21 protein-coding genes are annotated in these 21,036 nt (G+C 46.3%); 5 read left to right on the top strand and 16 right to left on the bottom strand.

The window, feature by feature from the left end; translation table 11 throughout:
• Positions 1 to 258 precede the first annotated feature (258 nt).
• From R8N49_RS08335 to gspC, 12 genes are read right to left on the bottom strand one after another with little or no spacing between them, the layout of a single operon-like run.
• Positions 259 to 1,020 (bottom strand): type II secretion system protein N, encoded by a 762-nt coding sequence (locus tag R8N49_RS08335; protein WP_017635007.1) that lies wholly within the window; start codon positions 1,018 to 1,020, stop codon positions 259 to 261.
• A gap of 1 nt (position 1,021) precedes the next feature.
• Complete coding sequence (locus R8N49_RS08330) at positions 1,022 to 1,513, bottom strand: type II secretion system protein M (RefSeq protein ID WP_005383002.1); 492 nt, start codon at positions 1,511 to 1,513, stop codon at positions 1,022 to 1,024.
• A 7-nt stretch (positions 1,514 to 1,520) separates the two neighbouring features.
• Complete coding sequence (gene gspL, locus R8N49_RS08325; protein ID WP_053303405.1) at positions 1,521 to 2,723, bottom strand: type II secretion system protein GspL; 1,203 nt, start codon at positions 2,721 to 2,723, stop codon at positions 1,521 to 1,523.
• On the bottom strand, positions 2,692 to 3,702 hold the full coding sequence (gene gspK / locus R8N49_RS08320; RefSeq protein WP_005382999.1) for a type II secretion system minor pseudopilin GspK: 1,011 nt from the start codon (positions 3,700 to 3,702) through the stop codon (positions 2,692 to 2,694). The genes gspL and gspK overlap by 32 nt, the downstream gene beginning before the upstream one ends.
• Entirely contained in the window at positions 3,695 to 4,372 is a 678-nt protein-coding gene (gspJ, locus tag R8N49_RS08315) for a type II secretion system minor pseudopilin GspJ (RefSeq protein WP_132936677.1), read from the bottom strand. The genes gspK and gspJ overlap by 8 nt, the downstream gene beginning before the upstream one ends.
• Positions 4,359 to 4,748: a type II secretion system minor pseudopilin GspI gene (gene gspI, locus R8N49_RS08310; RefSeq protein WP_017635009.1), complete on the bottom strand. Its 390-nt coding sequence runs from the start codon at positions 4,746 to 4,748 to the stop codon at positions 4,359 to 4,361. The genes gspJ and gspI overlap by 14 nt, the downstream gene beginning before the upstream one ends.
• On the bottom strand, positions 4,735 to 5,334 hold the full coding sequence (locus R8N49_RS08305) for a prepilin-type N-terminal cleavage/methylation domain-containing protein (RefSeq protein ID WP_031779019.1): 600 nt from the start codon (positions 5,332 to 5,334) through the stop codon (positions 4,735 to 4,737). The genes gspI and R8N49_RS08305 overlap by 14 nt, the downstream gene beginning before the upstream one ends.
• A 29-nt stretch (positions 5,335 to 5,363) precedes the next feature.
• Positions 5,364 to 5,807, bottom strand: coding sequence for a type II secretion system major pseudopilin GspG (gene gspG / locus R8N49_RS08300; protein WP_005379298.1), 444 nt, complete (start codon positions 5,805 to 5,807; stop codon positions 5,364 to 5,366).
• A gap of 59 nt (positions 5,808 to 5,866) precedes the next feature.
• Positions 5,867 to 7,084 (bottom strand): type II secretion system inner membrane protein GspF, encoded by a 1,218-nt coding sequence (gene gspF / locus R8N49_RS08295; RefSeq protein WP_005382993.1) that lies wholly within the window; start codon positions 7,082 to 7,084, stop codon positions 5,867 to 5,869.
• Positions 7,084 to 8,586 carry a type II secretion system ATPase GspE gene (gene gspE / locus R8N49_RS08290; protein WP_005379296.1) on the bottom strand — a complete coding sequence of 501 codons (1,503 nt, stop codon included), beginning with the start codon at positions 8,584 to 8,586 and terminating at the stop codon, positions 7,084 to 7,086. The genes gspF and gspE overlap by 1 nt, the downstream gene beginning before the upstream one ends.
• On the bottom strand, positions 8,586 to 10,604 hold the full coding sequence (gene gspD / locus R8N49_RS08285; protein ID WP_005379295.1) for a type II secretion system secretin GspD: 2,019 nt from the start codon (positions 10,602 to 10,604) through the stop codon (positions 8,586 to 8,588). The genes gspE and gspD overlap by 1 nt, the downstream gene beginning before the upstream one ends.
• A gap of 36 nt (positions 10,605 to 10,640) precedes the next feature.
• The gene (gene gspC / locus R8N49_RS08280) at positions 10,641 to 11,567 is read right to left on the bottom strand and encodes a type II secretion system protein GspC (protein WP_005379294.1); all 927 of its coding nucleotides are present in this window, start codon (positions 11,565 to 11,567) and stop codon (positions 10,641 to 10,643) included.
• 253 nt (positions 11,568 to 11,820) lie between these two features.
• Here gspC and hslR point away from each other — a divergent pair, with 253 nt between their 5' ends.
• The 4 genes from hslR to R8N49_RS08260 all read left to right on the top strand — a co-directional run bounded on the left by hslR (position 11,821) and on the right by R8N49_RS08260 (position 17,387).
• Positions 11,821 to 12,207, top strand: coding sequence for a ribosome-associated heat shock protein Hsp15 (gene hslR, locus R8N49_RS08275; RefSeq protein ID WP_005379292.1), 387 nt, complete (start codon positions 11,821 to 11,823; stop codon positions 12,205 to 12,207).
• A gap of 31 nt (positions 12,208 to 12,238) precedes the next feature.
• The gene (gene hslO / locus R8N49_RS08270) at positions 12,239 to 13,114 is read left to right on the top strand and encodes an Hsp33 family molecular chaperone HslO (RefSeq protein WP_005379290.1); all 876 of its coding nucleotides are present in this window, start codon (positions 12,239 to 12,241) and stop codon (positions 13,112 to 13,114) included.
• 336 nt (positions 13,115 to 13,450) lie between these two features.
• Complete coding sequence (gene pckA, locus R8N49_RS08265) at positions 13,451 to 15,079, top strand: phosphoenolpyruvate carboxykinase (ATP) (protein WP_017820689.1); 1,629 nt, start codon at positions 13,451 to 13,453, stop codon at positions 15,077 to 15,079.
• A gap of 190 nt (positions 15,080 to 15,269) precedes the next feature.
• A complete protein-coding gene (locus R8N49_RS08260) occupies positions 15,270 to 17,387 on the top strand; it encodes an AsmA family protein (protein ID WP_132936675.1) in 2,118 nt (705 codons plus the stop codon).
• On the opposite strand, the gene R8N49_RS08255 is transcribed toward R8N49_RS08260, so the two are convergent.
• The 3 genes from R8N49_RS08255 to R8N49_RS08245 form a co-directional block, all read right to left on the bottom strand.
• Positions 17,373 to 18,290 carry a bifunctional GNAT family N-acetyltransferase/hotdog fold thioesterase gene (locus R8N49_RS08255; RefSeq protein WP_005379283.1) on the bottom strand — a complete coding sequence of 306 codons (918 nt, stop codon included), beginning with the start codon at positions 18,288 to 18,290 and terminating at the stop codon, positions 17,373 to 17,375. The two genes, R8N49_RS08260 and R8N49_RS08255, sit on opposite strands and share 15 nt — an antisense overlap.
• A gap of 106 nt (positions 18,291 to 18,396) precedes the next feature.
• A complete protein-coding gene (gene dtd / locus R8N49_RS08250; protein ID WP_005379282.1) occupies positions 18,397 to 18,831 on the bottom strand; it encodes a D-aminoacyl-tRNA deacylase in 435 nt (144 codons plus the stop codon).
• Complete coding sequence (locus R8N49_RS08245) at positions 18,803 to 19,747, bottom strand: virulence factor BrkB family protein (RefSeq protein WP_005379281.1); 945 nt, start codon at positions 19,745 to 19,747, stop codon at positions 18,803 to 18,805. The genes dtd and R8N49_RS08245 overlap by 29 nt, the downstream gene beginning before the upstream one ends.
• A 34-nt stretch (positions 19,748 to 19,781) precedes the next feature.
• Here R8N49_RS08245 and R8N49_RS08240 point away from each other — a divergent pair, with 34 nt between their 5' ends.
• Positions 19,782 to 20,423 carry a DUF2959 domain-containing protein gene (locus tag R8N49_RS08240; RefSeq protein ID WP_005382972.1) on the top strand — a complete coding sequence of 214 codons (642 nt, stop codon included), beginning with the start codon at positions 19,782 to 19,784 and terminating at the stop codon, positions 20,421 to 20,423.
• A 31-nt stretch (positions 20,424 to 20,454) separates the two neighbouring features.
• On the opposite strand, the gene R8N49_RS08235 is transcribed toward R8N49_RS08240, so the two are convergent.
• The gene (locus tag R8N49_RS08235; RefSeq protein ID WP_005382971.1) at positions 20,455 to 20,997 is read right to left on the bottom strand and encodes an AAA family ATPase; all 543 of its coding nucleotides are present in this window, start codon (positions 20,995 to 20,997) and stop codon (positions 20,455 to 20,457) included.
• Positions 20,998 to 21,036 lie beyond the last annotated feature (39 nt).

Genomic DNA, 21,036 nt, shown 5'->3' with positions numbered 1-21,036 from the left:
TAGCAATAGAAAGGCCACGAATATCTTCGTGGCCTTTTCTTTTTGACCTTCTGTACAGCACTTGGAGTATTTGGCCTACTATGTTCCAATTGCCTGTAAAGCTGAACGAAAGAAAACAAATCAATTAAAAATCATGGTTTTAAATTTCCATTCATTCCCAATGTACAGCGAATAGAGGTTTTAGCTTACGATGATCCAAAAGCAAAAAGAGCTGCACAATAGCAGCTCTTTTAAGATATTGGATTTTGTCACGATAGGTTAGAAGCGCCCTTGGTAATTAAACTCATATTGACCTTGAGCATTCGGCTTACCCAACCATTTCAGTTGCTCCCCCATGCTGGATGGGAACTCTGCACCAGGTTTGAACCACGCTTTGGTTGAGTACCGTTGATTAGGCATCAGTTCAGCGGAAAACGCCGCAGAGACTTGTTTGCTGCTCTGCTCACCAGTTGCCGTCAATACACTATCCTGACAGTTTATATCGGCAATCACAGGACCGAGATCTAAGCTGCCAACGGGGCTTTGAATACCACTGGCATTCCATACTAAAGTGCCTTCACCGTTCTTACACCAAGGCGCAGCATAAGTCGCATGACGAATATTCAGCTCAAGCTGCCCATCAACACCAACAGGCACAGGGAGGCGCGCTTGCTCAACAACTTTTACCGCCGGAATCGAGGCAACTAAGTTTTTGGCATAAGGGCCATCACTTAAGCTATAGCCGACAAAACCGCGCCCACGAACGTCCATTTCACTACCACGACCAAAGCGCACAGCAAACTCAGCTTTACCTGTCAGTAGACTCGACCATTGGAAATCCCAATTAACTTCTCCAAGGTTCTGGCGCTGCCAACGAATACTAGCAGCTTGACCTTGCCATACCGAACCGTTGGCTCCTTGAATGTCCAGGCCTCTCACTGTTGGTGCTTGTTGTAACACCCAAGAGACTGGTAATCCCATTAAAAGACTGACTGAAAAAAAGACGATAAAGATAACAACGTAAAGTACTGCTCGCTTCACCTTAACCTCGCTTAAACTGAAGGCGGTTTACATCGATCATGCCCGCTTGCTCTGTTCGGTCGATATCTAAAAATTCGACTTCAATACCCTGTTGCTCTTTCAAGTAACGTAACCAATCCACTAGTTGATTAAACGCGAGTGGTTTGATCCACACTTGAACGCTCTCATTACGAGGTTGTACTCGAATCAACTCAACTTTATAACGACGAGCTGAAGAAGAAACTAACTGATTCAACGGTTGACTAGAGTAGCTCACACCGCTGCTTTTTCGCAGTGCAGTGATGCCATCCGCTTTATCTTGTACCCAAGCTAGCAACTGCTTTTCACTTTGAATACGTGACTGAGCTAGCTCCGCACGTTGACTCATTGGTTGTAATAAACCCCAATAAATAATACCGATAACGGCAATAGCGCCACATCCCATGACCAAACGCTGCTCACGCTGCGAGATGCTGCTCCACCAAACCTGAGCTTGAGAAATTAAATTTTTCATCATCACCTCACAAACGCTTCAAAACAAAGCTGCCAACCACAACGTTATCGCTACGGTTCAACTGACCTTGCTCAACATTAAACTTCTCTGCCAATTTCACACGAGCCTGCTCAAAAGGTTGGAAGTCTGAACTACGAGCCTGAATACGTACTTCGCCACGTTGTCCGTCGTATTTAAAGCTAGTGATCTCCAAGTCGCTGACCTGACCAAGCGTCGCGGGTAATGCCGCCAACCATGACAACATTGCCTGCTGACCACCTCCACCAGATAAGCGGCGCTCTTCATCATCCATTTGTCGTTTGAGGTAACTAACGGTAGGAATGCGTCTTTTATTTGGGAACACTTGGCGGAAAATACGCTCACTCTCCTCACGATACGCTTGAGCTTGTGCTTCGTACTTGTGGACCACGAGCAACTGCTGCGCAACCATGACAACGATAAGCACCCCCGCAGCAATGGTGGCTTTTTGCCAGAGCTTCCAGTATTTACCCCAAGAAGATTTCGGCTTGAAGATCCCAGTCAGCAAATTGACTTTGCTTTCTGTCACCCCCTTCGCCAGTAAAGCCATCGTCATTTCCTCTGGTTGCGGCTCCCATATTTCAGGTAACGCAGATTCCGGGACCGAGCTATAGCAATCGAGCTTCCAACCTTCATGATTTTGTAGATAAGAAGAGAGGTAAAGGTCTAACCAAGAAGCGTCGACAACCGCGCCCTCTGTCACAGAGTGACGAATTAGCCATTGCTCGCCAATCATTGCAGCACTGCTGTGATCTCCACGAACCGGTAACGCAAGCACATCGGGTAAAATGCGTTTAATGGCGATACCTTGGCTTGAGAAACGTTGCAGTACAGTCTGAATCCAAGCACGTTCAACTGCGCAAATCTGCGCTTTATCCGCTTGTTTACCCAACACGCTAAAGTGCAGGCCATCAACGTCCTGAGCAACTTCGTCTTCCACTAAGTACGGTAACATCGCCTCGAATTGGCGTGTTGCACCAGGCGGTATATCCACTTGCGTCAGGACCACATCATTACTCGCCAACAGCGCCACAACTTGGCGCTGACCAGCATATGAGACCAATTCATCTAAGTGTTCCCACCCGGCGATTTCACCGCTAGCAATCACTTCCTGTTGATCTGTCGACCACACCACCCAAGGAATGGTACTTTGTTGTTCGCTACTCAGCCGAACGGTCAGAAACTCGCTCACTGATCCCTCCAAAACGACGGCGAACTACGGTCACCGTTTCTCTATTTGTACTTTGCAAAAGGCTTCGGATACGTACACGTGATTCATCCACCAACACTTGTGCATCCAATTCAAAAAAGGCGCTATCCACACCCAAATAGCCTTTGGCGTTTTTCTTTACATCTTCACTTAAGCCAGCCATTTCTGACTCTGCTAAAAATTCATCAATGCTATCCCACCCATCAAATGGGCGTTTTTCAATTAGCTGAATCGCATCACTACTGCTTAAGTTTGGTGAGAACATTGCCACCAAAATCGGAGTTTGCTCAACATCAATCGTATTCACGTTTAAACGCCAGTCATCACTTGGCAATGCACAGACCAACGGCTCCAATTTTTGGAAAATTTCACCACTCACCTGATAGACAGCCCGTAACTCGGAAGCATCTGCCATCCAACCATTTGATGCCAAATAGGAAGGTTTCATCGCTTCATATGTGCTGTCTTCAACCCCAGTAGTCGAACGGACAGAGTCATCAGCATCAATGTATTCCCAAGTAGAGTCTGCAATGATTTCTGCTTGATATGGCTCGACATCCAACTCTTCTAATAGGCGCTGCAATACATTCACTAAATATGGTCTTGTAATTTGCTGACCCGTTGGTTGCACACGACTCAATACATTTAGATTAAAGCACGCTTGCTTGTCTCTAATTCGTCCCGCCGCTTGACCATAATCTAACGGATAGACTTGCTCTTTTATCGCCCACGGTTGACTCATATTAATCGTGTCGGTGTCTTTATAACTTTGTTCGATACCCACTTTTGCTAGCGCCTCGACGCCAAGGCTGTACCAGTACGCTTGCTGGTAATTGATTTGATTAGCGCCTCGCTGAAACTGTAAGAACAAACGTTCCGACATGCTGGCGGCAACCGTCGCCATAATCGCCAGCAACATCAACACTATAATCAAAGCAACACCGCGCTGACGGTTAACCATTATTGCTGTCTCCTGAACTTTCCTCTTTCTGACTCAATGTGCCATCAGGAGTGAGATAAGTGCGGGCAATTTCTCCATAGTCTTTGAGAGTGAGAACAACAGAAACCGCTTTCGGCAGCGCTTTTTCTTCAGCCCACTCTTTTTTCCATTGCTTACCATCATAGAAACGCATATCAAATGACTCGACCTGCGTTAGCAATGGAGTAACAGTACCTTGTTGCCCAACCGGCGTATCAGGATAGCGCCACCATACTCGCTGCAGTGTTTCTTCTTTTAAGCGATAGCCAACCTTGGTTACTTCTCCACGAGGGAACTGCTGCTGAGGATTGTGCCAACCTAAACGGGCAAACATCAGCCCTTTAGTATCGGAGTCCAACAGGTAATCGGACCAAAAAATTAGCCGGCTAGCAGGCTCTTCACCATTAGTACGTGTTTGACGCATCGCCATTTGACGAAAATCGTTATCCATCATAACCATGGCACGCTGAATTTCGTTTAAGCGTTGGGTTCGTTCTTGTGATAGCGCATTGCTACGCTGTACTTGCGATACCACTTGGTACGCTGCGACACTTAAACTGGCAAAGATGGCAATCGATACCAACACTTCAATAAGTGTAAAACCTTTTACCCTTTGGCGCGTGTTTGCGCGGAGATGATTATTGCGCCACATAGCTTCGTACCGTTACTACAGGGCTCGCGCTTTTCTCTACCGAGACGCTCACATCAAATGCTTTCAGCAATGGCTGCGTCGTGGCGACTGGCGTGACTTTCCAGAACCAAGTGCGTCCTGCCAGCTCTTCTGTGCCGTTTTTCGCTTTGAGTTCTCCGGTATTCAACATCACATTTGCCATCTGATTATCCACAACCATGGCTGCAAACATTTTTTCTTCTAGATAACTGATTGTATTAATATGCTGGCTCACAGAGCGAATGACACTGATGGCAGCGGTAGCGAAAATTGCCAGTGCGACCAATACTTCCAGTAAGGTCATGCCTCTCGTCCGGCGATGACTCAAATTTGGGCGAGCTTGCTTAAAATTGCGCATTCTCATCCTCTTTCACTTCTTCGCCCGGAGCTAATAACAAAATTTGTCCACTTTCTTTGCCAATGACTCGCCAACCGTCATTAAAGGCATCACCATTTTGCGGAAAAAAAGACAGGGTAAATGGCGTGACTTCGGCGCTGGAAAAGATAAACACTTGCGGTGGCTGAATTTTCTTTTCGTCCTCTTCTTCTGCGAACATGTCTTCATCAAAAAGAGAACCTGGTTTGAATAAGCGCTCATCATTATCCCAAGCACCACCTCCGAGCTCGAGTTGTAGCGTAATATCTTCTTCTAGCTTGGTTTTGCTCGGAATCTGCTTTAATTTCAGAGGCTGCCAACCTTCTGAGGTTAAACTCAGTAGAGCGTAGGTCGATTTGGTATCATCCACTCGAACGCCAAAATCTTTACCGCTCAGCACCGCTTCTTCATTGAGCAGCTGTAAACGCTGAAAAAAGCTTTGAGCATACTGTTTGGAAAGATCTTTTTGGCTAGTCGGTAACGTCGAGATCACGGCCACAGCCGTAAGAGATAGCAAAACCAGCACCAATAGAATTTCTATCAATGTAAAACCGTTATGTTTTCGCATTTGTTTCATTAGTGCTGGCTTAGGCTCAATTATTGGAAGTCTTGCATGTTCCAGTTGCCAATATCTGCAGCTGGACCTTCTCCACCCTCTTGGCCATCTGCGCCGAGAGTGAAGATATCGATTGTACCGTTATCACCTGGGCTTAAGTATTGGTACTGGTTGCCCCAAGGGTCATTAGGAAGACGTTTGATGTAACCACCATCACGGTAGTTGCGTGGCTCTGGGTTAGATGGCTTACTAACCAATGCTTCTAGACCTTGGTCCGTTGTTGGGTAAACGCTGTTATCCAACTTGTACATATCTAGGGCATTTTCCAACGCGACAATGTCCGTAATCGCTTTTTGTTGGTCAGCCTTCTCTTTGTTACCCAATAGGTTTGGAACAACAAAACTTGCCAAAATACCTAGGATAACCACAACAACCATCACTTCTAAAAGTGTAAAACCCTGTTGTTTACTACGCTTAAACTTCATTTTTTTCTCCGAAAGTTAGATTAAAGCCATGCCGTTAGTAGACACGTCTTAATTCGAAATTATCCACTCATCAAGTTATTCATTTCTAGCATTGGCATCAAGGTCGCCATCACAATGAACAACACTAATCCAGCCATTAATGCAATCAGCGCAGGAGTAAACACACCCAGAGCAATATTGACTGTTGATTCAAAGTTTTGATCTTGGTTATCGGCAGCCCGCGTCAACATGCTCTCTAATTCACCACTTTGCTCACCACTGGCGATCATGTGTAGCATCATTGGTGGAAACAAGCGAGTTTGATCCAACGCCTTACGCAGACTAGCCCCCTCTCGAACGTTATCCGCTGCAAGCAAGACTTGCTGCTTCACATAACGGTTAGACATAACATCTACCGCAACGCGCATACCCTCTAGAATTGGAATCGCACTGGAAGTACAGATCGAAAGCGTTCGTGCGAATCGTGCGGTATTCAAACCTCGAGAGATCTTACCTATTAGCGGTAAGCTCAAGATTTTTCTGTCCCAAGCTAAGCGAAAGTCTGGCTTTTGCAACGCCAGTTTGAGGCCATAGAAAAGCGCCACCAGCACAACGAAAATAATCAGCCCCCAATCTTGCACAAACTCACTGGCTGCCAGTAAAAATTGCGTCGATTGAGGTAACTCTTGGCCCATCTGAATGATGGGTTCAATGATTTTAGGAACAACTGTCGCCAATAAGAACGAAACGATGACAACCGCGAATACCACCAAAACTACAGGATAAATCATGGCTTGAAGCAATTTAGATCGCATCTTTTGGCGGTTTTCGACGTAGTCTGCCAAACGCTCTAATACGGTATCGAGGTGACCTGATTTTTCGCCCGCCGCAACCATGGAGCGGTACAGTTCATCAAACACATGTGGGTAATCGGCAAAACTGTCGGCAAGCGGATAACCCTCTGTTACTTTCGAGCGAACCGCAGCCAACATAGAACGAATCCTCGGCTTTTCAGCCTGCTCAGAGACCGCACGCAAACACTCTTCCAAAGGCATTCCTGATTGGACTAGCGTAGACAATTGCCGTGTGATGAGTGCCAGCTCAGATGTCGAGATGCCGCGCTTAAAGCTGACTGAACCTGAAGACTTAGCCGATTTAGCTTTCGTCTCGACCACTTCAATCGGGATCATCCCTTGCTCTTTGAGTCGCTGGCGCACTTGTCGGGCGTTGTCCCCTTCTATCGTGCCTTTTTTATGCTTGCCTTTTGCATCTAGCGCTTTGTACTCAAATGCCGCCATTAGGTTTCCTTCGTCACTCGCATCACTTCTTCAAGTGACGTAATGCCACGACGCACTTTGCTTAAACCATCGCTGCGAATACTTGGCGTATGGGCGCGAACGGCTCTCTCAATTTCTTGCTCACCAGACTCTCGGTGAATCAACTCTTGCACTTGCTCATCAACCATAATGAGCTCGTGGATACCTGTTCGACCTCGGTAACCTTTTTGGTTACACGCTTCGCAGCCTTTAGCACGGTGTAGCTCTAGTGGTTCATGCGCTTCCATACCAAACAGTTTTTTCTGTTCAGCATCGGCTTCATACGGCTCTTTACAGCTTGGACAAAGCGTTCGAACTAAGCGCTGCGCTAGCACCCCTAATAACGAAGAAGAAATAAGGAATGGCTCAATACCCATATCACGTAGACGCGTAATCGCACCCACTGCGGTGTTGGTGTGGAGAGTAGACATTACCAAGTGACCCGTTAAGGACGCTTGCACTGCAATTTGTGCGGTTTCTAAGTCACGGATCTCACCGACCATCACCACATCCGGGTCCTGACGCAGAATGGCACGCAAACCACGCGCAAAAGTCATGTCGACCTTTGGGTTCACCTGAGTTTGACCGATGCCATCAATATCAAATTCGATCGGGTCTTCAACCGTTAAAATGTTGCGTTCGTTGCTATTGATCTCTTGCAAGCCAGCGTACAAGGTGGTTGATTTACCAGAACCTGTCGGGCCCGTCACCAAGATGATACCGTGAGGGCGGCCAATCAAGTGACGGAAGTTGTCATGCACTGAAGGTGTCATGCCCAAACTATGTAAATCAAGACGAGTCGCGTTTTTATCCAACAAACGCATTACCACGCGCTCACCATGTGAGGACGGCATCGTAGATACACGCACGTCCACCGCACGACCACCGATACGCAACGAAATACGGCCATCTTGAGGCACACGCTTTTCTGCGATATCTAGTTTAGCCATAACCTTCACACGAGAAACTAGCAAGGGCGCTAGCTTACGGCTTGGAGTCAGGACTTCACGCAATACGCCATCGACACGGAAACGAATCGAAAGGGTTTTCTCGAACGTCTCAATATGAATATCCGACGCACCTTCTTTGATCGCTTCGCCCAACATGGCGTTGATCAATTTGATGATTGGCGCATCGTCTTCCGATTCTAATAAGTCTTCATCGTGCGGCAGTTCTTCAGCCAAAGAGAAGAAATCATCGCTATCAGCACCAATATCTTCCATCAACTGACGCGCTTCAGACGAGTCGCGTTGATATGCTTCGGTCAGCTTTTTATCAAAGGCTTCTTTATCGATAGGTTGCGGTACGAAGCTTTTCTTTAATACACGACGGACTTCAACCAGAGCCGCAGGGTTAAGCGGCTCGACATAGTAAAGAATAGGTGGACGCTCAGGATGCTCTGTCTCCAGCACCAGTTTAAAGCGGTTGGCAAAACTGAATGGCAGACGACGCATACTTGGCGCTGTGTCTAACATATCAACCATTAGTTGTTTTCCATTTGATCAATAAACGCTTGAATCTCTGTTGGGTGCTGACGCTCCTGGCCAAAGGCTGGCATAACCGGGATCTTCTCGTCTGCCATCAACTTCAACCCTTGATCCGCTTTATAAAGCTGTTCTGCGCGAATAAAGTTGTATTTACGCTGCGTAATACCGTCAGCCGTCACACCATCGCGAATAATCGTCGGCTTGATGAACACCATCAAGTTACGTTTTTCTGTTTGCGTGCTAGTTGACTTGAACAGATGGCCAAGTACCGGAATGTCACCCAATAGCGGCACTTTAGACTCACTTTCAAGTGCGCGTTCATCGACCAAACCACCAAGAACCAACATCTGACCATCTTGGATCATGACAGAGGTGTTTAACTGTCGTTTAGCAAAGCGAACGTCAACCGCACCGTTTGCGCCTAATACGTTGGAAACTTCTTGTTCAATATTTAACTGTACAGAGTCACCTTCGTTAATTTGTGGCACTACTTTGAGTTTGATACCGACTTCTTTACGGTCAACCGTTTGGAATGGGTTGTCGTTGTTTGAGCCAGCCGTAGAGCCCGTAATAACCGGAACCTCTTCACCCACAATAAATGATGCTTCGCCATTATCCATTACGGTAATACTCGGAGAAGATAGAATGTTTGAGTTGGAGTCAGAAGCAACAGCACTAATTAGCGCTGTCCAGTCACCCATAACAATACTCATTGCCGCACCATTTACTCCGCTAAGCGCTGACGCTAGCGTAGAGTAGTCACCTGATTCAGTAACATCATATGGCGTTCGTTCGCCATTAGAGTTGGTATAGTATTCAGTGCGGGTTTGATCTTTTGCTTCTTCTAGACCAACCATCACCTGACCAATCGGGGCTCCTGAGTTACCGTACTGAATTACAGCACCCGTTTCTAATGAACCCCACTGAACACCTAGGTTAATACCATCACCTTCAGACATTTCGACAATTAACGCTTCAATAAGAACCTGAGCACGACGAATATCGAGTTGAGAAATGACGTCTTGTAATGCCATCATAATATCTGGTGGCGCTGTTAAAACTAACGAGTTAGTTGCAGCGTGAGCAGCAATGACGACCTCACCACGCGATGCACCTGATGTTTTCTGACCAGCTTGCTTTTCAGCTTGCAGGTTATCGGAAACACCTTTCAATACATCCACCAAGTCTTCAGCTTTCGCATTTTTCAGGTACACAACTCGGTTGTTACCTTTTGTCGCCATTTCAACATCAAGTTGACGAATCAAACGTTTCAAGCGGGCTCTTACTTTTGGATCACCAGAAATTAAAATCGCGTTAGTACGTTCATCGGCCACAATTTTAGGTTCAAGGAACTCTGGCGTGCTTTTCTGATTCGCACTTTTATTCAGTGCTTCGACAATGCGTACCATTTCAGCAGCAGATGCATTACGCAGCTCCACCAATTCAATTTCTTTATCGCCGGCTTGGTCAACACGCTTGATGATCTCTGCTAAGCGATTCACTACTGCCGCACGACCAGTAATCAAGATAATATTCGCTGGATCATAATGAACCACGTTACCGGCACCGGCATTATCAATCAGTTGACGAAGTAGAGGAGACAACTCACGGACCGACACATTACGCACCGCGACAACTCGAGTGATAACACTATCGCCTTGCGCGCTGCCATCACCTAACACAGGGATTGCTGAGGTTTTTGAGTCTTTTGCTTTGATAACCTTAAGTACCCCATTGTCCATCTCTACGACTGCGTAACCGTATACTTCAAGGACATTAAGGAAAAAGCTGTAATATTGCTCTTCGTTAAGTACGTCATAGCTGCGGACATCGATCTTACCGCGTACTGAAGGATCAACAATGATGGTCTTTTCGAGGTTACGACCCACTATGTTGATGAATTCTTGAATATCAGTGCCTTTAAAGCTCGCACTAAATTCGTTTGCCATTGCACCTGGTACGCAGAGTAAACTTCCTGCTAGTAGCCAAGCACTTTTGCTGAACCAATGTTTCACGTATGTCTCCCTGAACTTACGCCGGTTGCCTAAGTCTTACAATTGGATATAGATATCGTACTGTTGGCCGTCTCGCTCAACAGTTAAATTTAATTCTTGCGGATCGCTCATCACTTGCATCAGTTGTACTGAAGAAGACGGATCACTTAAATCGATCCCGTTCAGTTGAACCGCAATATCGCCAGGTTGTAGTCCTACATCATTAAATAATGCGGCATCACGACCAGGTGATACTCGATAACCAACAATGTCTCCGTCTTTTTTGACGGGTGAAATGGTGATGTATTTAAAAACGCTTTGTGGATCTTTCGCAATTTCCTCGCGGATTTGCTCTAATTTCTCTCCAACGTCAGACGTCGCTGCTTCTGCTCGCTGAGCTTGCGCCCTAGCTACCTGCGGCGATTCAGATAGCTTCTTATATTCTATACCTTCCATCATTAAGGTCTCGTCTCGACCTTGGTTATCAATGATGACGCGATCCACCAATACCGCTTTTAGTGTCGCACGTGTCCCTTCGATTTCTTCACCCAAACCGTACGTAGCTTGCTTACCTCGGTTAGCAATAACAGCAAGGCTGGTGTTGGCATCACTACTTGCAACCGCACCGACCAGCGTAAGGTTAAGGCGCGTCTTAGGGGCGTCTTTAACAATAGGCTGTTCTACAACCGCCGCTTTTTGCTCAGTGTATTTACCGAATAGGTTGGCATTCTGAAGGGCATTAAAATCTATCGCGTCGCCTTTATTGCTCGCAGCAACGCTACTCGCCGATGGACGCCATTGCGGCACTTCCGACGATTGAGGTATGGCTAACCACACAATTTTGCCAAGTATCCATCCGGTTATCGCAATAAACAGACAGGTAAGCAACAAGCTAAGTTTGGCTTGAATGGTATAATGATTGGACTTGATCTGAGCCAGTAGCGGTCTGCTTGATAATCCTGCACTTAGCTCTAAACGTTTCACTGAATGGATTCCTTTATTCTAACGTCCGTCATTTAAGCTATAACGATAGCTATCGACTTTAAATTGCTAAATTTGCAATAAAATTATTACTCAACAAAGAGCAGTGAACTATATCACAAGTTGTCTTTCATACCTTTTTCTTATGCAGTTTTTGCCAACTCCCTTGAAAAAAATACGCCTTGACTCCATCTGTAGGTGAATAATCCATCACTCATTGCTGTATTCGGGCAGTGATTAGATAGCGTAGTGTTCTATGAGTTCCCTAAATGAAGCCGTTAGGCTAGATAAATGGCTATGGGCCGCAAGATTTTACAAAACCCGCTCCATCGCGCGTAACATGGTCGATGGCGGTAAAGTCCACTATAATGGCCAACGAAGCAAGCCGAGTAAAATCGTTGAAGTGGGCGCTGAAGTCAGACTTCGTCAAGGCAACGAAGAAAAAATCGTGATAATCGAACAAATCTCAGATCAACGCCGAGGCGCTCCCATCGCACAAACCTTATATCGCGAAACCAATGAGAGTATCGCGAAACGTGAGGAACACGCGACTCAACGTAAGCTTAATGCCCACAACCCAAGTCCGGAACGCCGCCCAGATAAAAAGCAGCGCCGAGACATCATTAAGTTCAAACACCAATAAAAGCCGGAATTACCAACGAGGAAAACACTCCATGGCAAATAATGTTTTAAACCGCTACCTATTCGAAGATCTTTCAGTACGTGGCGAGTTGGTACAATTGGATGAAGCGTACCAACGTGTTATCTCCAGCAAGGAATATCCGGCAGCAATAGAGAAACTGCTGGGTGAGCTACTCGTTTCAACTACTCTTTTAACTGCCACTCTTAAGTTCGAAGGTTCGATCACCATCCAGCTACAAGGCGACGGTCCTGTGTCTCTTGCCGTTATCAACGGTGACCATAACCAACGTGTTCGTGGCGTAGCTCGCTGGGAAGGCGATGTTGCCGATGACGCAAATATTCACGATCTAATGGGTAAGGGCTACCTTGTGATCACCATCGAACCGAAAAACGGCGAGCGTTACCAAGGCGTCGTTGGACTAGAAGGTGACACTTTAGCAGAAGTGCTAGAAGGCTACTTTGCAAACTCAGAGCAGTTAAAAACGCGCCTATGGATCCGCACTGGTGAGCATGAGGGCAAAGCACACGCAGCAGGTATGTTGATTCAAGTGATCCCTGACGGCACTGGCTCTCCAGATGATTTCGAACATCTAGAGCAGCTCACTGATACAGTAAAAGATGAAGAATTGTTTGGTTTAGAAGCGAACGAGTTATTGTATCGACTATATAACCAAGACAAAGTACGTCTGTACGAGCCGCAACCTGTCGAGTTCCATTGTGGCTGTTCTCGTGAGCGTAGCGGTGCAGCAATCATCACCGTTGAGAAAGCTGAAATTTATGACATTTTGGCAGAAGTTGGATCAGTTTCTTTACATTGTGATTACTGTGGCACAACTTATACGTTCGACGAATCTGAAGTCACTGAACTGTATGCACAAGCTTCTACGGACAAGAAAACCCTGCATTAATTTACATAGCTTATCAAGCACGTAATTTACCCTACAAAAGGCCAGCTTAATGCTGGCCTTTTTGTGATCAACCCCTCGTAATAACTAGCCTCAAGCGTAATAAAACAACTGCTTAATTTTAAACAATTAATAATGATTTTGCCCTAGCGCAAAGGATTGCGTGCACGATAGACTATTCCCACCAATATGTGACGGGTTACCTAAAACCTTATTGAAATCATGGGCAAATTTTGAGCTATCTCCCTGTTTTCTCCCCGCCCCGTTGCTAGCATGGTGAGCAGATTAAAATTAAAACATTCTTACAAAATCCCTACAAAATCCTTATAAGGAGCACCTATGACCGTTATGGAACATACTAAGGCTGCAACACTTGATCTAACCAAGCACGGACTGCATAACGTAAAAGAGGTTATTCGCAACCCAAGCTACGAAATGTTGTTTGAGGAAGAAACGCGTGAAGACCTAACCGGTTATGAGCGCGGCGTGGTTACTGAACTAGGTGCGGTTGCCGTTGACACTGGCATCTTTACTGGTCGCTCACCAAAAGATAAATACATCGTCAAAGACGCTACGACAGAAGAACATATGTGGTGGACGTCTGATCAAGTGAAAAATGATAACAAGCCAATCACTCCTGAAGTGTGGGACGAGCTAAAAGAACTGGTCACAAACCAGCTTTCTAACAAACGCTTGTTTGTTGTTGACGGTTACTGTGGTGCAAACCCAGATACACGTTTGAGCATTCGTGTTATCACAGAAGTCGCATGGCAAGCGCACTTCGTTAAAAACATGTTTATTCGCCCGACAGAAGAAGAGTTAGCGACATTTGAACCAGACTTCGTAGTAATGAATGGCGCAAAATGCACTAATCCAAAATGGGAAGAGCAAGGCCTGAACTCAGAAAACTTCACCGTATTTAACCTAACTGAGCGCATGCAACTTATCGGTGGTACTTGGTACGGCGGTGAAATGAAGAAAGGTATGTTCGCCATGATGAACTACTTCCTTCCACTAAAAGACATCGCATCAATGCACTGTAGCGCTAACATGGGCAAAGATGGCGATGTAGCGGTATTCTTCGGTCTATCTGGTACGGGTAAAACGACCCTGTCGACTGATCCTAAACGTGCGCTAATTGGTGATGATGAGCACGGCTGGGATGATGACGGTGTCTTCAACTTCGAAGGTGGTTGTTACGCAAAAACCATCAAACTTTCGAAAGAAGCGGAGCCGGACATCTACAACGCAATTCGTCGTGATGCACTGCTAGAAAACGTAACAGTACGTGGCGATGGCTCTATCGACTTTGATGATGGTTCGAAAACAGAAAACACACGTGTTTCTTACCCTATCTACCATATCGATAATATCGTTAAGCCAGTATCAAAAGGCGGTCACGCGAATAAAGTGATCTTCCTATCAGCCGATGCATTTGGCGTACTGCCTCCAGTATCTAAATTGACACCCGAGCAAACTAAGTACCACTTCCTATCAGGCTTTACCGCCAAACTAGCGGGAACAGAGCGCGGTATTACTGAGCCAACACCAACTTTCTCTGCTTGTTTCGGCGCGGCGTTCCTAACGCTTCACCCAACTAAATACGCAGAAGTACTGGTTAAACGCATGGAAGCAGCGGGCGCTGAGGCTTACCTAGTGAATACTGGTTGGAACGGCACTGGCAAACGTATCTCTATTCAAGATACACGCGGAATTATTGATGCAATTCTTGATGGTTCGATTGAAGATGCACCAACTAAGCACATTCCTATCTTCAATCTTGAAGTACCAACGTCACTACCAGGTGTGGATCCAAGCATTCTAGACCCTCGCGACACGTACGTTGACCCACTTCAGTGGGAAAGCAAAGCGAAAGATTTAGCAGCGCGCTTTATCAATAACTTTGATAAGTACACAGACAACGCTGAAGGTAAATCTCTGGTTGCGGCTGGTCCTCAGATTGATTAAATCGAGTAACAGCGACGTCGCGTAAACTCAGTGAAAAGTTGGCATTAACTTATCACCTTTACGTAGGCCAAGTTACAAAAATTGCTTCAAGCCCCTCTTTTGAGGGGCTTTTTATTGAATACCACAGAATATTGATACAAGCTAAAGCTTATCTAGTTTTATTTAATAACACACGTAGGTTCTAGCAAAGATGAAAACAGCGCGTCGAGTTCTACTTCTGTTACTGGTTATCTTAGTTACCATTCCGGCCGCTACGATTGCGCTGCTAACAACATCTTACGCGGACGCAACCTGGCGCTTGCTGTCAAACACCTTTTCTCTTCCCTTCCGGGCCGAAAGCGTGCGTTATGGCTTTCCCTATCACCTAACTTTACAACGCGTGAACACCAGCGGAGACGATGCGTCTTACATCGAGCAAGTCGATTTATGGATGAATCCCGATGTTTATCGCGATGGTAAATGGATCGTTGATAGTTTATTGATTGATGGTATGAGCTTGCAGTATGGCGCACCAAAGCTCCCACCTTTAGACAACGTTTTATTCCATCAAATCGCGCTCAAAAATATTGATTACGCCGACGAGCAGTACTCTGCCAATGGCATTGACCTTCAAATTCAATCACCACAATGGAATGGTCAATTAATACCATATGGCGAAGTTCAACTTGCGGCCGACCAACTCTATTGGAATGGCGAAGCCTTTAATCAAGTCTTAGTCGATATAGACTACAAACCGCAAGACAGTACGCTTTATGGCACCTCTTTTAACTGGCGTAACAGTCAAATATCTGGGCAAGGGGAGCAGTATCCTCAAGGCTGGTCTTTAGTAAATGTGACCATCAACAAGCTGAAACTGAGTAATACGCAGCGCCAATCACTGCTTGCAAAACCTTGGCACGATCTACCATTTAGCATTAATCATATTAATAGCTTAGATTTGCTTAACGCCGATATTGAATGGGGCGACTGGCACTGGCAGAACTTGGATCTTTCTGTGGAAAACGCCACACTGCCACTGTCTCTCTGGAAGACAAAAGCTCAAGTGTCATTGCAGGCGGATAGCGTTCGATTCCAGCAGCAAACCGCAATAGAGCCACGTTTGAGTGCCGCTATCGAGCCAGGAGTAATCCAGCTCAACGAGCTCAGCTTAGATTGGCAGCAAGGTCGAGTGCAAGTTTCTGGATTGTTCACGCCAACACAATGGAAGCTCAAAGAAGCCTCTATTCAAGGCCTCAAGTGGGCAACACAGCCAGAAGACAACCTAAATTGGTGGCACGCCGCCACCAGCGAGTTAGAGCATGTTGCAATCGAACGACTCGACATTGAGCGCAGCCAAATTATCCAGCTATCTCACGAACCTTATTGGCAACTTTCCGGTTTAAATATCGAAGGGCAACAGCTTGATATTAAACAGTCGGCTCAACGTTGGGGCCTTTGGCAAGGCGAATTGGAAGTCAGCGTTGTCAACGCCAGCTATGACCAAATACTCACGTCTCACGCAGCACTTGCCATGCAAAGCAAAGATGGCTTTTGGCAATTGACTCGCCTTTTTGCGCCACTCGAGCAAGGCTACGTAGAAGGCATCGGACAAATAGATTTGAGTACCCCGAGCCAACCTTGGGCGCTCAACGTCAATGCTGATGGTATTCCCTTATCGCTCTTCCACGATTATTTTTTACCCGACACACTGGCTATTGATGGTTTTTCCGATCTCAGCCTCGATCTACAAGGGTTATCAGGTGATCGCAACATGCTGGCCTACAGCTTATCGGGTGAAGTGGAAGCCAATCTCCGAGATACCCGCTTGAAGTCCCAAGCGGATCATTCGCTCAAAGCCATTACCTTAAGTCCACTGCGTTTAAGCGCGCAACGAGGGGAAGTTGCCATAAAGCCGGTCACCATCTCAGGAAAAGCCATAAGTGGTAAGGTTTGGGGAACATTTGATATGGCCAACAACCCGCTAAGTGGCATTACTTATCAATTGGAAGAGTCGTGCGGAAACATTGAAGGCGATCTACTAAGTGGCGAAACCCACCGTAATGAGTGCGTGAACGCATCAAAACTGGCCGAGCCTACTGATATTGAGACTCCACAGAAAAATGAACCTTCCATCGAGCAGCCAATCGTAATTGATAACATCAATTTGGAGACTCAAGAGGAAGAGCTTTACGAAGAAGTTATCGAAGAAGATGAAGTACCCGACACGAATTCCGCAGCAGAACAAACCCTCTCACCGACAGAGCAAGAAGGTGAAACAGATAAGCGCCCAGCAGATCAGTCGGCGCTTACCCCATCAGCAACTGAGTAACTGCGAGTAGTTCGGTATCAGCATATAGGTACCGACAAAATCAACAGCTGGCGTGTCACCACTATAAATCACTACGTGAATAACGATGCGTGCTTTGCGTCCCGACTCCAATCGGTCTAGGTCACCACTGATCCCATCCAACGAAGTACTCGCCACGGGGTTTTGTTCGACTGGTTGACGATAGCGAATCGAGCTGTCGGCCAACACAATATCACCGTGCAGCCCACGCTCTTTAAGCAGCAGCCACGTCATCCCCCACCCTGTCAGGGTTGCTAAGGTAAAAGCTGACCCAGCGAACATGGTGTTATGCGGATTAAGGTTAGGATTAAGCTGCGCACAGCATTCAAACTGGTAACCCGTGTACTGGTTAATCTTGATCCCCATTTTGTCGCTAATTGGGATTTGTTGCTCCCAGCGCTGTTGAAGCTCAGTACACCATTCAGGGCGACGTAACACATTGGCCATCGGATCCAGTTGCTTCACCATTTGCTGATGGCGCACAGGGCCACGCTCATCGGTCAGCTCACCTCGACGCTCAAAGCCATTTTTTTCATAAAAGGCGATGGCATCTTCACGGGCATTACACACCAAGCGTTTCGCTCCTTCCTGGCGTGCTAACGACTCTAGTGCAACCAAAACCAGCGAACCCATCCCTTTGCTACGGCGATTATTTTTAACCGCCATATAGCGGATCTGGCCATCATTGTCCGGCGTAATGTATAAACGGCCAATCGCCATAGGACGACCTCGACCATCAACAATCATGCGGTGATGACTCATTTCGTCGTATTCATCGCGCTCTGAGCCGATCGGCATACGCCATGGCTCACGAAGCAGTTGCCAGCGAAACTGATAATACTTGTTTATCTGATTATCGGTTTTGGGAGTAATGAGTTTGAACATATCAATCCTTTGAAAGCACAACACTAATCAGTGTCGGAAAAATTACTCCAAGCCAATTCCATGAGCTTGGAGTTAAAGCTTAGACTATGGCGCCTGTGTTACCAGATTAGACCTGCAACCAAAACGTCACAGGACCGTCATTCACCAAGGACACTTTCATATCGGCAGCGAAGCGGCCACGCTGTGTGGGTAAGACTTCTTCACACAAGTCAGAAAAGTAATCATACAAGCGCTCTGCATCAACAGGATGCGCACCGCGAGAAAAGCCAGCTCGCGTGCCTTTTTTTGTATCCGCAGGCAGCGTAAATTGAGAAACCACCAGCACTTTACCTTCCACCTGTTTAACGTTCAGGTTCATCTTGCCTTCGTCATCTTCGAACACACGGTAGGTTGTAACACGCTCCATTAAACGCTTTGCTTTAGCTTCATCGTCGTCCTTCTCTACGCCCAATAAGACCAGCAGACCACGATCAATTTCTCCTACGACTTCACCATCCACGCGGACGGCTGCTTCACTGACTCGTTGAATTAGCGCTATCACTACTCTCGCTTCCTTCATCTGTTAACTGAGATTCAGCGGTCGAGTGTATCATGTCTAAATCTTCACTCCAGTGCTCTCGCTCACCAAGCGCAGCCGTAACTTCCGCCCCCAATAACACGATCATCCAGCATAAATACACCCAAACAAATAAGATAGGAATCGCCGCTAACGCGCCGTAGATGAGCTGATAAGACGGAAACTGAGTGATGTAAAGCGCAAAGCCTTTTTTACTCAACTCGAACAGTATCGCGGCGACTGCTGCCCCCATGGCACCATGAGCGAGGTGTACTTTTTTATTCGGCACTAGAATATACAAGCCAAGAAAAGCAAAAAAGGACAGCAACAACGGTAGCCAACGCAGAAATAAATTAAACGCACCAGATAATGTCTCGTTCTCTAAAATTTGCAGCGAAGTCACGTACGACGTCGCCGCAATACTCGCACCGACCATGATCGGCCCTAACGTGAGTACCATCCAATACATAGAGAATGAAAAGACTAAACGGCGCTTGTCTTTAACTCGCCAAATGTAGTTTAAGTTCTTATCAATGTTGGAAATCAGCATGACCGCTGCGATGAATAAAAACCCACCGCCAACCGCGCTCATTTTGCCCGTATTCGCCACAAATTCCTGTAATGCCGTATGTACAGCTTCTCCAGAAGCTGGCACAAAATTCTCAATAATGTAGCCTTGCAGCACCTCACCAACGTTCGCAAAAACGGGAAATTTCGACAATATTGATAACAATACCGTCAGCATTGGCACGATGGATAACAAGGTAATGTAGGCAAGATAGCCCGCGTTCACATTCACACGATCATGCGTTAATCGCTTAAGAAGATACTTAAAAAACGCGACGCAACTTGGCAGTAGATTGATTAATCTCGCCTTGTAACTCTCTGATAACTGGTTCATAGTTCATCCCATAATTAGCGCCGAGGACATAAGAATGCCTTATTTATTAGCAATTGTACTATCAATTTTCACTTTAACAGGGTGTCAATCTGCTTATTACTCAGCAATGGAGCAGGTTGGGTATCATAAACGAGATATTATGGTCGACCGCGTCGAAGATGCCAAAGAATCTCAACAAGATGCACAAGAAGAATTCACCAGTGCACTTGAAGCCTTGTCTGCGATCACCAACTTTGATGGTGGTGAGCTAGAAAATGTCTACAACAACATCAATGACAAATACGAAGATAGCGAAAAAGCGGCTCAAGACGTACGTGACCGTATTGCTGCGATTGAAGACGTATCCGGCGCACTGTTTGATGAGTGGCAAGATGAGCTAGAGCTGTACTCGAGTGCGAAACTGCGTCGTTCAAGCGAGCAAAAACTACGTGAAACCAAAGCCTCGTACAAAACCATGCTTAGCGCTATGAAGCGTGCAGAGAAAAAGATGACACCGGTACTGGATACGCTACGTGACAACACGTTGTACTTAAAACACAACCTTAACGCCAGTGCGATTGGTTCTTTGCAAGGTGAGTTCTCTAGCTTAGAGAAAGACATTCAGTTTGCGATCAAACAAATGAACGAAGCGATTGCAGAGTCCGATAAATTCCTACAAAAGCTCAATCAAAAGTAAATGATTTAGACCTCCTCCTAGTGAGGAGGTTTTAGTCGGCGACCTTACCGAGTAAACCGATGACTCTTCGAACAAAGCCTACTCTCTCTGGCACAGTTCCCCATGGTACTTCTATCACTTCATAACCCAACTCAGTATAGACACTCACTAACGACTGATGAATCTCCAATGCTTCTTCAAAGCTGTGCGGACGCACTTCATCTTGTACGTAAATGGATGCTTCAGGTCGACAAGTAAACACCTGACTATGGTACCCAGCGCTTTCGGTTAAGAAAGCTTGGTCAACCTTACAGCCGCCCACTTGTAGGTATGCAATGATGTCGGGGATGGCGCGATCAACAAACGCAACATCATGACAACGCGCATCACTCTTTTGTTTGTCCATCAACCCAAGGCATAACTTGGCAAACTCAGGTAAATTCGTCCACGGCAAAATACCATTTTCTAACTGGCTTTGCTGCTCAATCAAGTCGCGAGACCCTTCAGGAAACGTGGCGTAACCACACGCGTCTAGCGCATTCAGCAGTGTTGTTTTTCCCGCACCAGGCCCACCGGTGATAATAATCGGGTTCATATTCAACTCCAGAAAACAAAAAGCCCCGAGCATAACTCG

The sequence above is a fragment of the Vibrio sp. 1978 genome (assembly GCF_033344345.1).
The sequence above is the reverse complement of the archived record's forward strand: the minus strand, read 5'-3'. Positions and strand labels throughout refer to the sequence as shown.

Excerpts from the sequence above, each read along its gene's own strand:
- R8N49_RS08330 (WP_005383002.1), bottom strand. The coding sequence starts at position 1,513 with ATGAAAAATTTAATTTCTCAAGCTCAGGTTTGGTGGAGCAGCATCTCG.
- gspK (WP_005382999.1), bottom strand. The coding sequence starts at position 3,702 with ATGGTTAACCGTCAGCGCGGTGTTGCTTTGATTATAGTGTTGATGTTG.
- gspJ (WP_132936677.1), bottom strand. The coding sequence starts at position 4,372 with ATGTGGCGCAATAATCATCTCCGCGCAAACACGCGCCAAAGGGTAAAA.
- gspI (WP_017635009.1), bottom strand. The coding sequence starts at position 4,748 with ATGCGCAATTTTAAGCAAGCTCGCCCAAATTTGAGTCATCGCCGGACG.
- R8N49_RS08305 (WP_031779019.1), bottom strand. The coding sequence starts at position 5,334 with ATGCGAAAACATAACGGTTTTACATTGATAGAAATTCTATTGGTGCTG.
- gspG (WP_005379298.1), bottom strand. The coding sequence starts at position 5,807 with ATGAAGTTTAAGCGTAGTAAACAACAGGGTTTTACACTTTTAGAAGTG.
- gspF (WP_005382993.1), bottom strand. The coding sequence starts at position 7,084 with ATGGCGGCATTTGAGTACAAAGCGCTAGATGCAAAAGGCAAGCATAAA.
- gspE (WP_005379296.1), bottom strand. The coding sequence starts at position 8,586 with ATGGTTGATATGTTAGACACAGCGCCAAGTATGCGTCGTCTGCCATTC.
- hslR (WP_005379292.1), top strand. The coding sequence starts at position 11,821 with ATGAGTTCCCTAAATGAAGCCGTTAGGCTAGATAAATGGCTATGGGCC.
- hslO (WP_005379290.1), top strand. The coding sequence starts at position 12,239 with ATGGCAAATAATGTTTTAAACCGCTACCTATTCGAAGATCTTTCAGTA.
- pckA (WP_017820689.1), top strand. The coding sequence starts at position 13,451 with ATGACCGTTATGGAACATACTAAGGCTGCAACACTTGATCTAACCAAG.
- R8N49_RS08260 (WP_132936675.1), top strand. The coding sequence starts at position 15,270 with ATGAAAACAGCGCGTCGAGTTCTACTTCTGTTACTGGTTATCTTAGTT.
- R8N49_RS08255 (WP_005379283.1), bottom strand. The coding sequence starts at position 18,290 with ATGTTCAAACTCATTACTCCCAAAACCGATAATCAGATAAACAAGTAT.
- R8N49_RS08245 (WP_005379281.1), bottom strand. The coding sequence starts at position 19,747 with ATGAACCAGTTATCAGAGAGTTACAAGGCGAGATTAATCAATCTACTG.
- R8N49_RS08240 (WP_005382972.1), top strand. The coding sequence starts at position 19,782 with ATGCCTTATTTATTAGCAATTGTACTATCAATTTTCACTTTAACAGGG.
- R8N49_RS08235 (WP_005382971.1), bottom strand. The coding sequence starts at position 20,997 with ATGAACCCGATTATTATCACCGGTGGGCCTGGTGCGGGAAAAACAACA.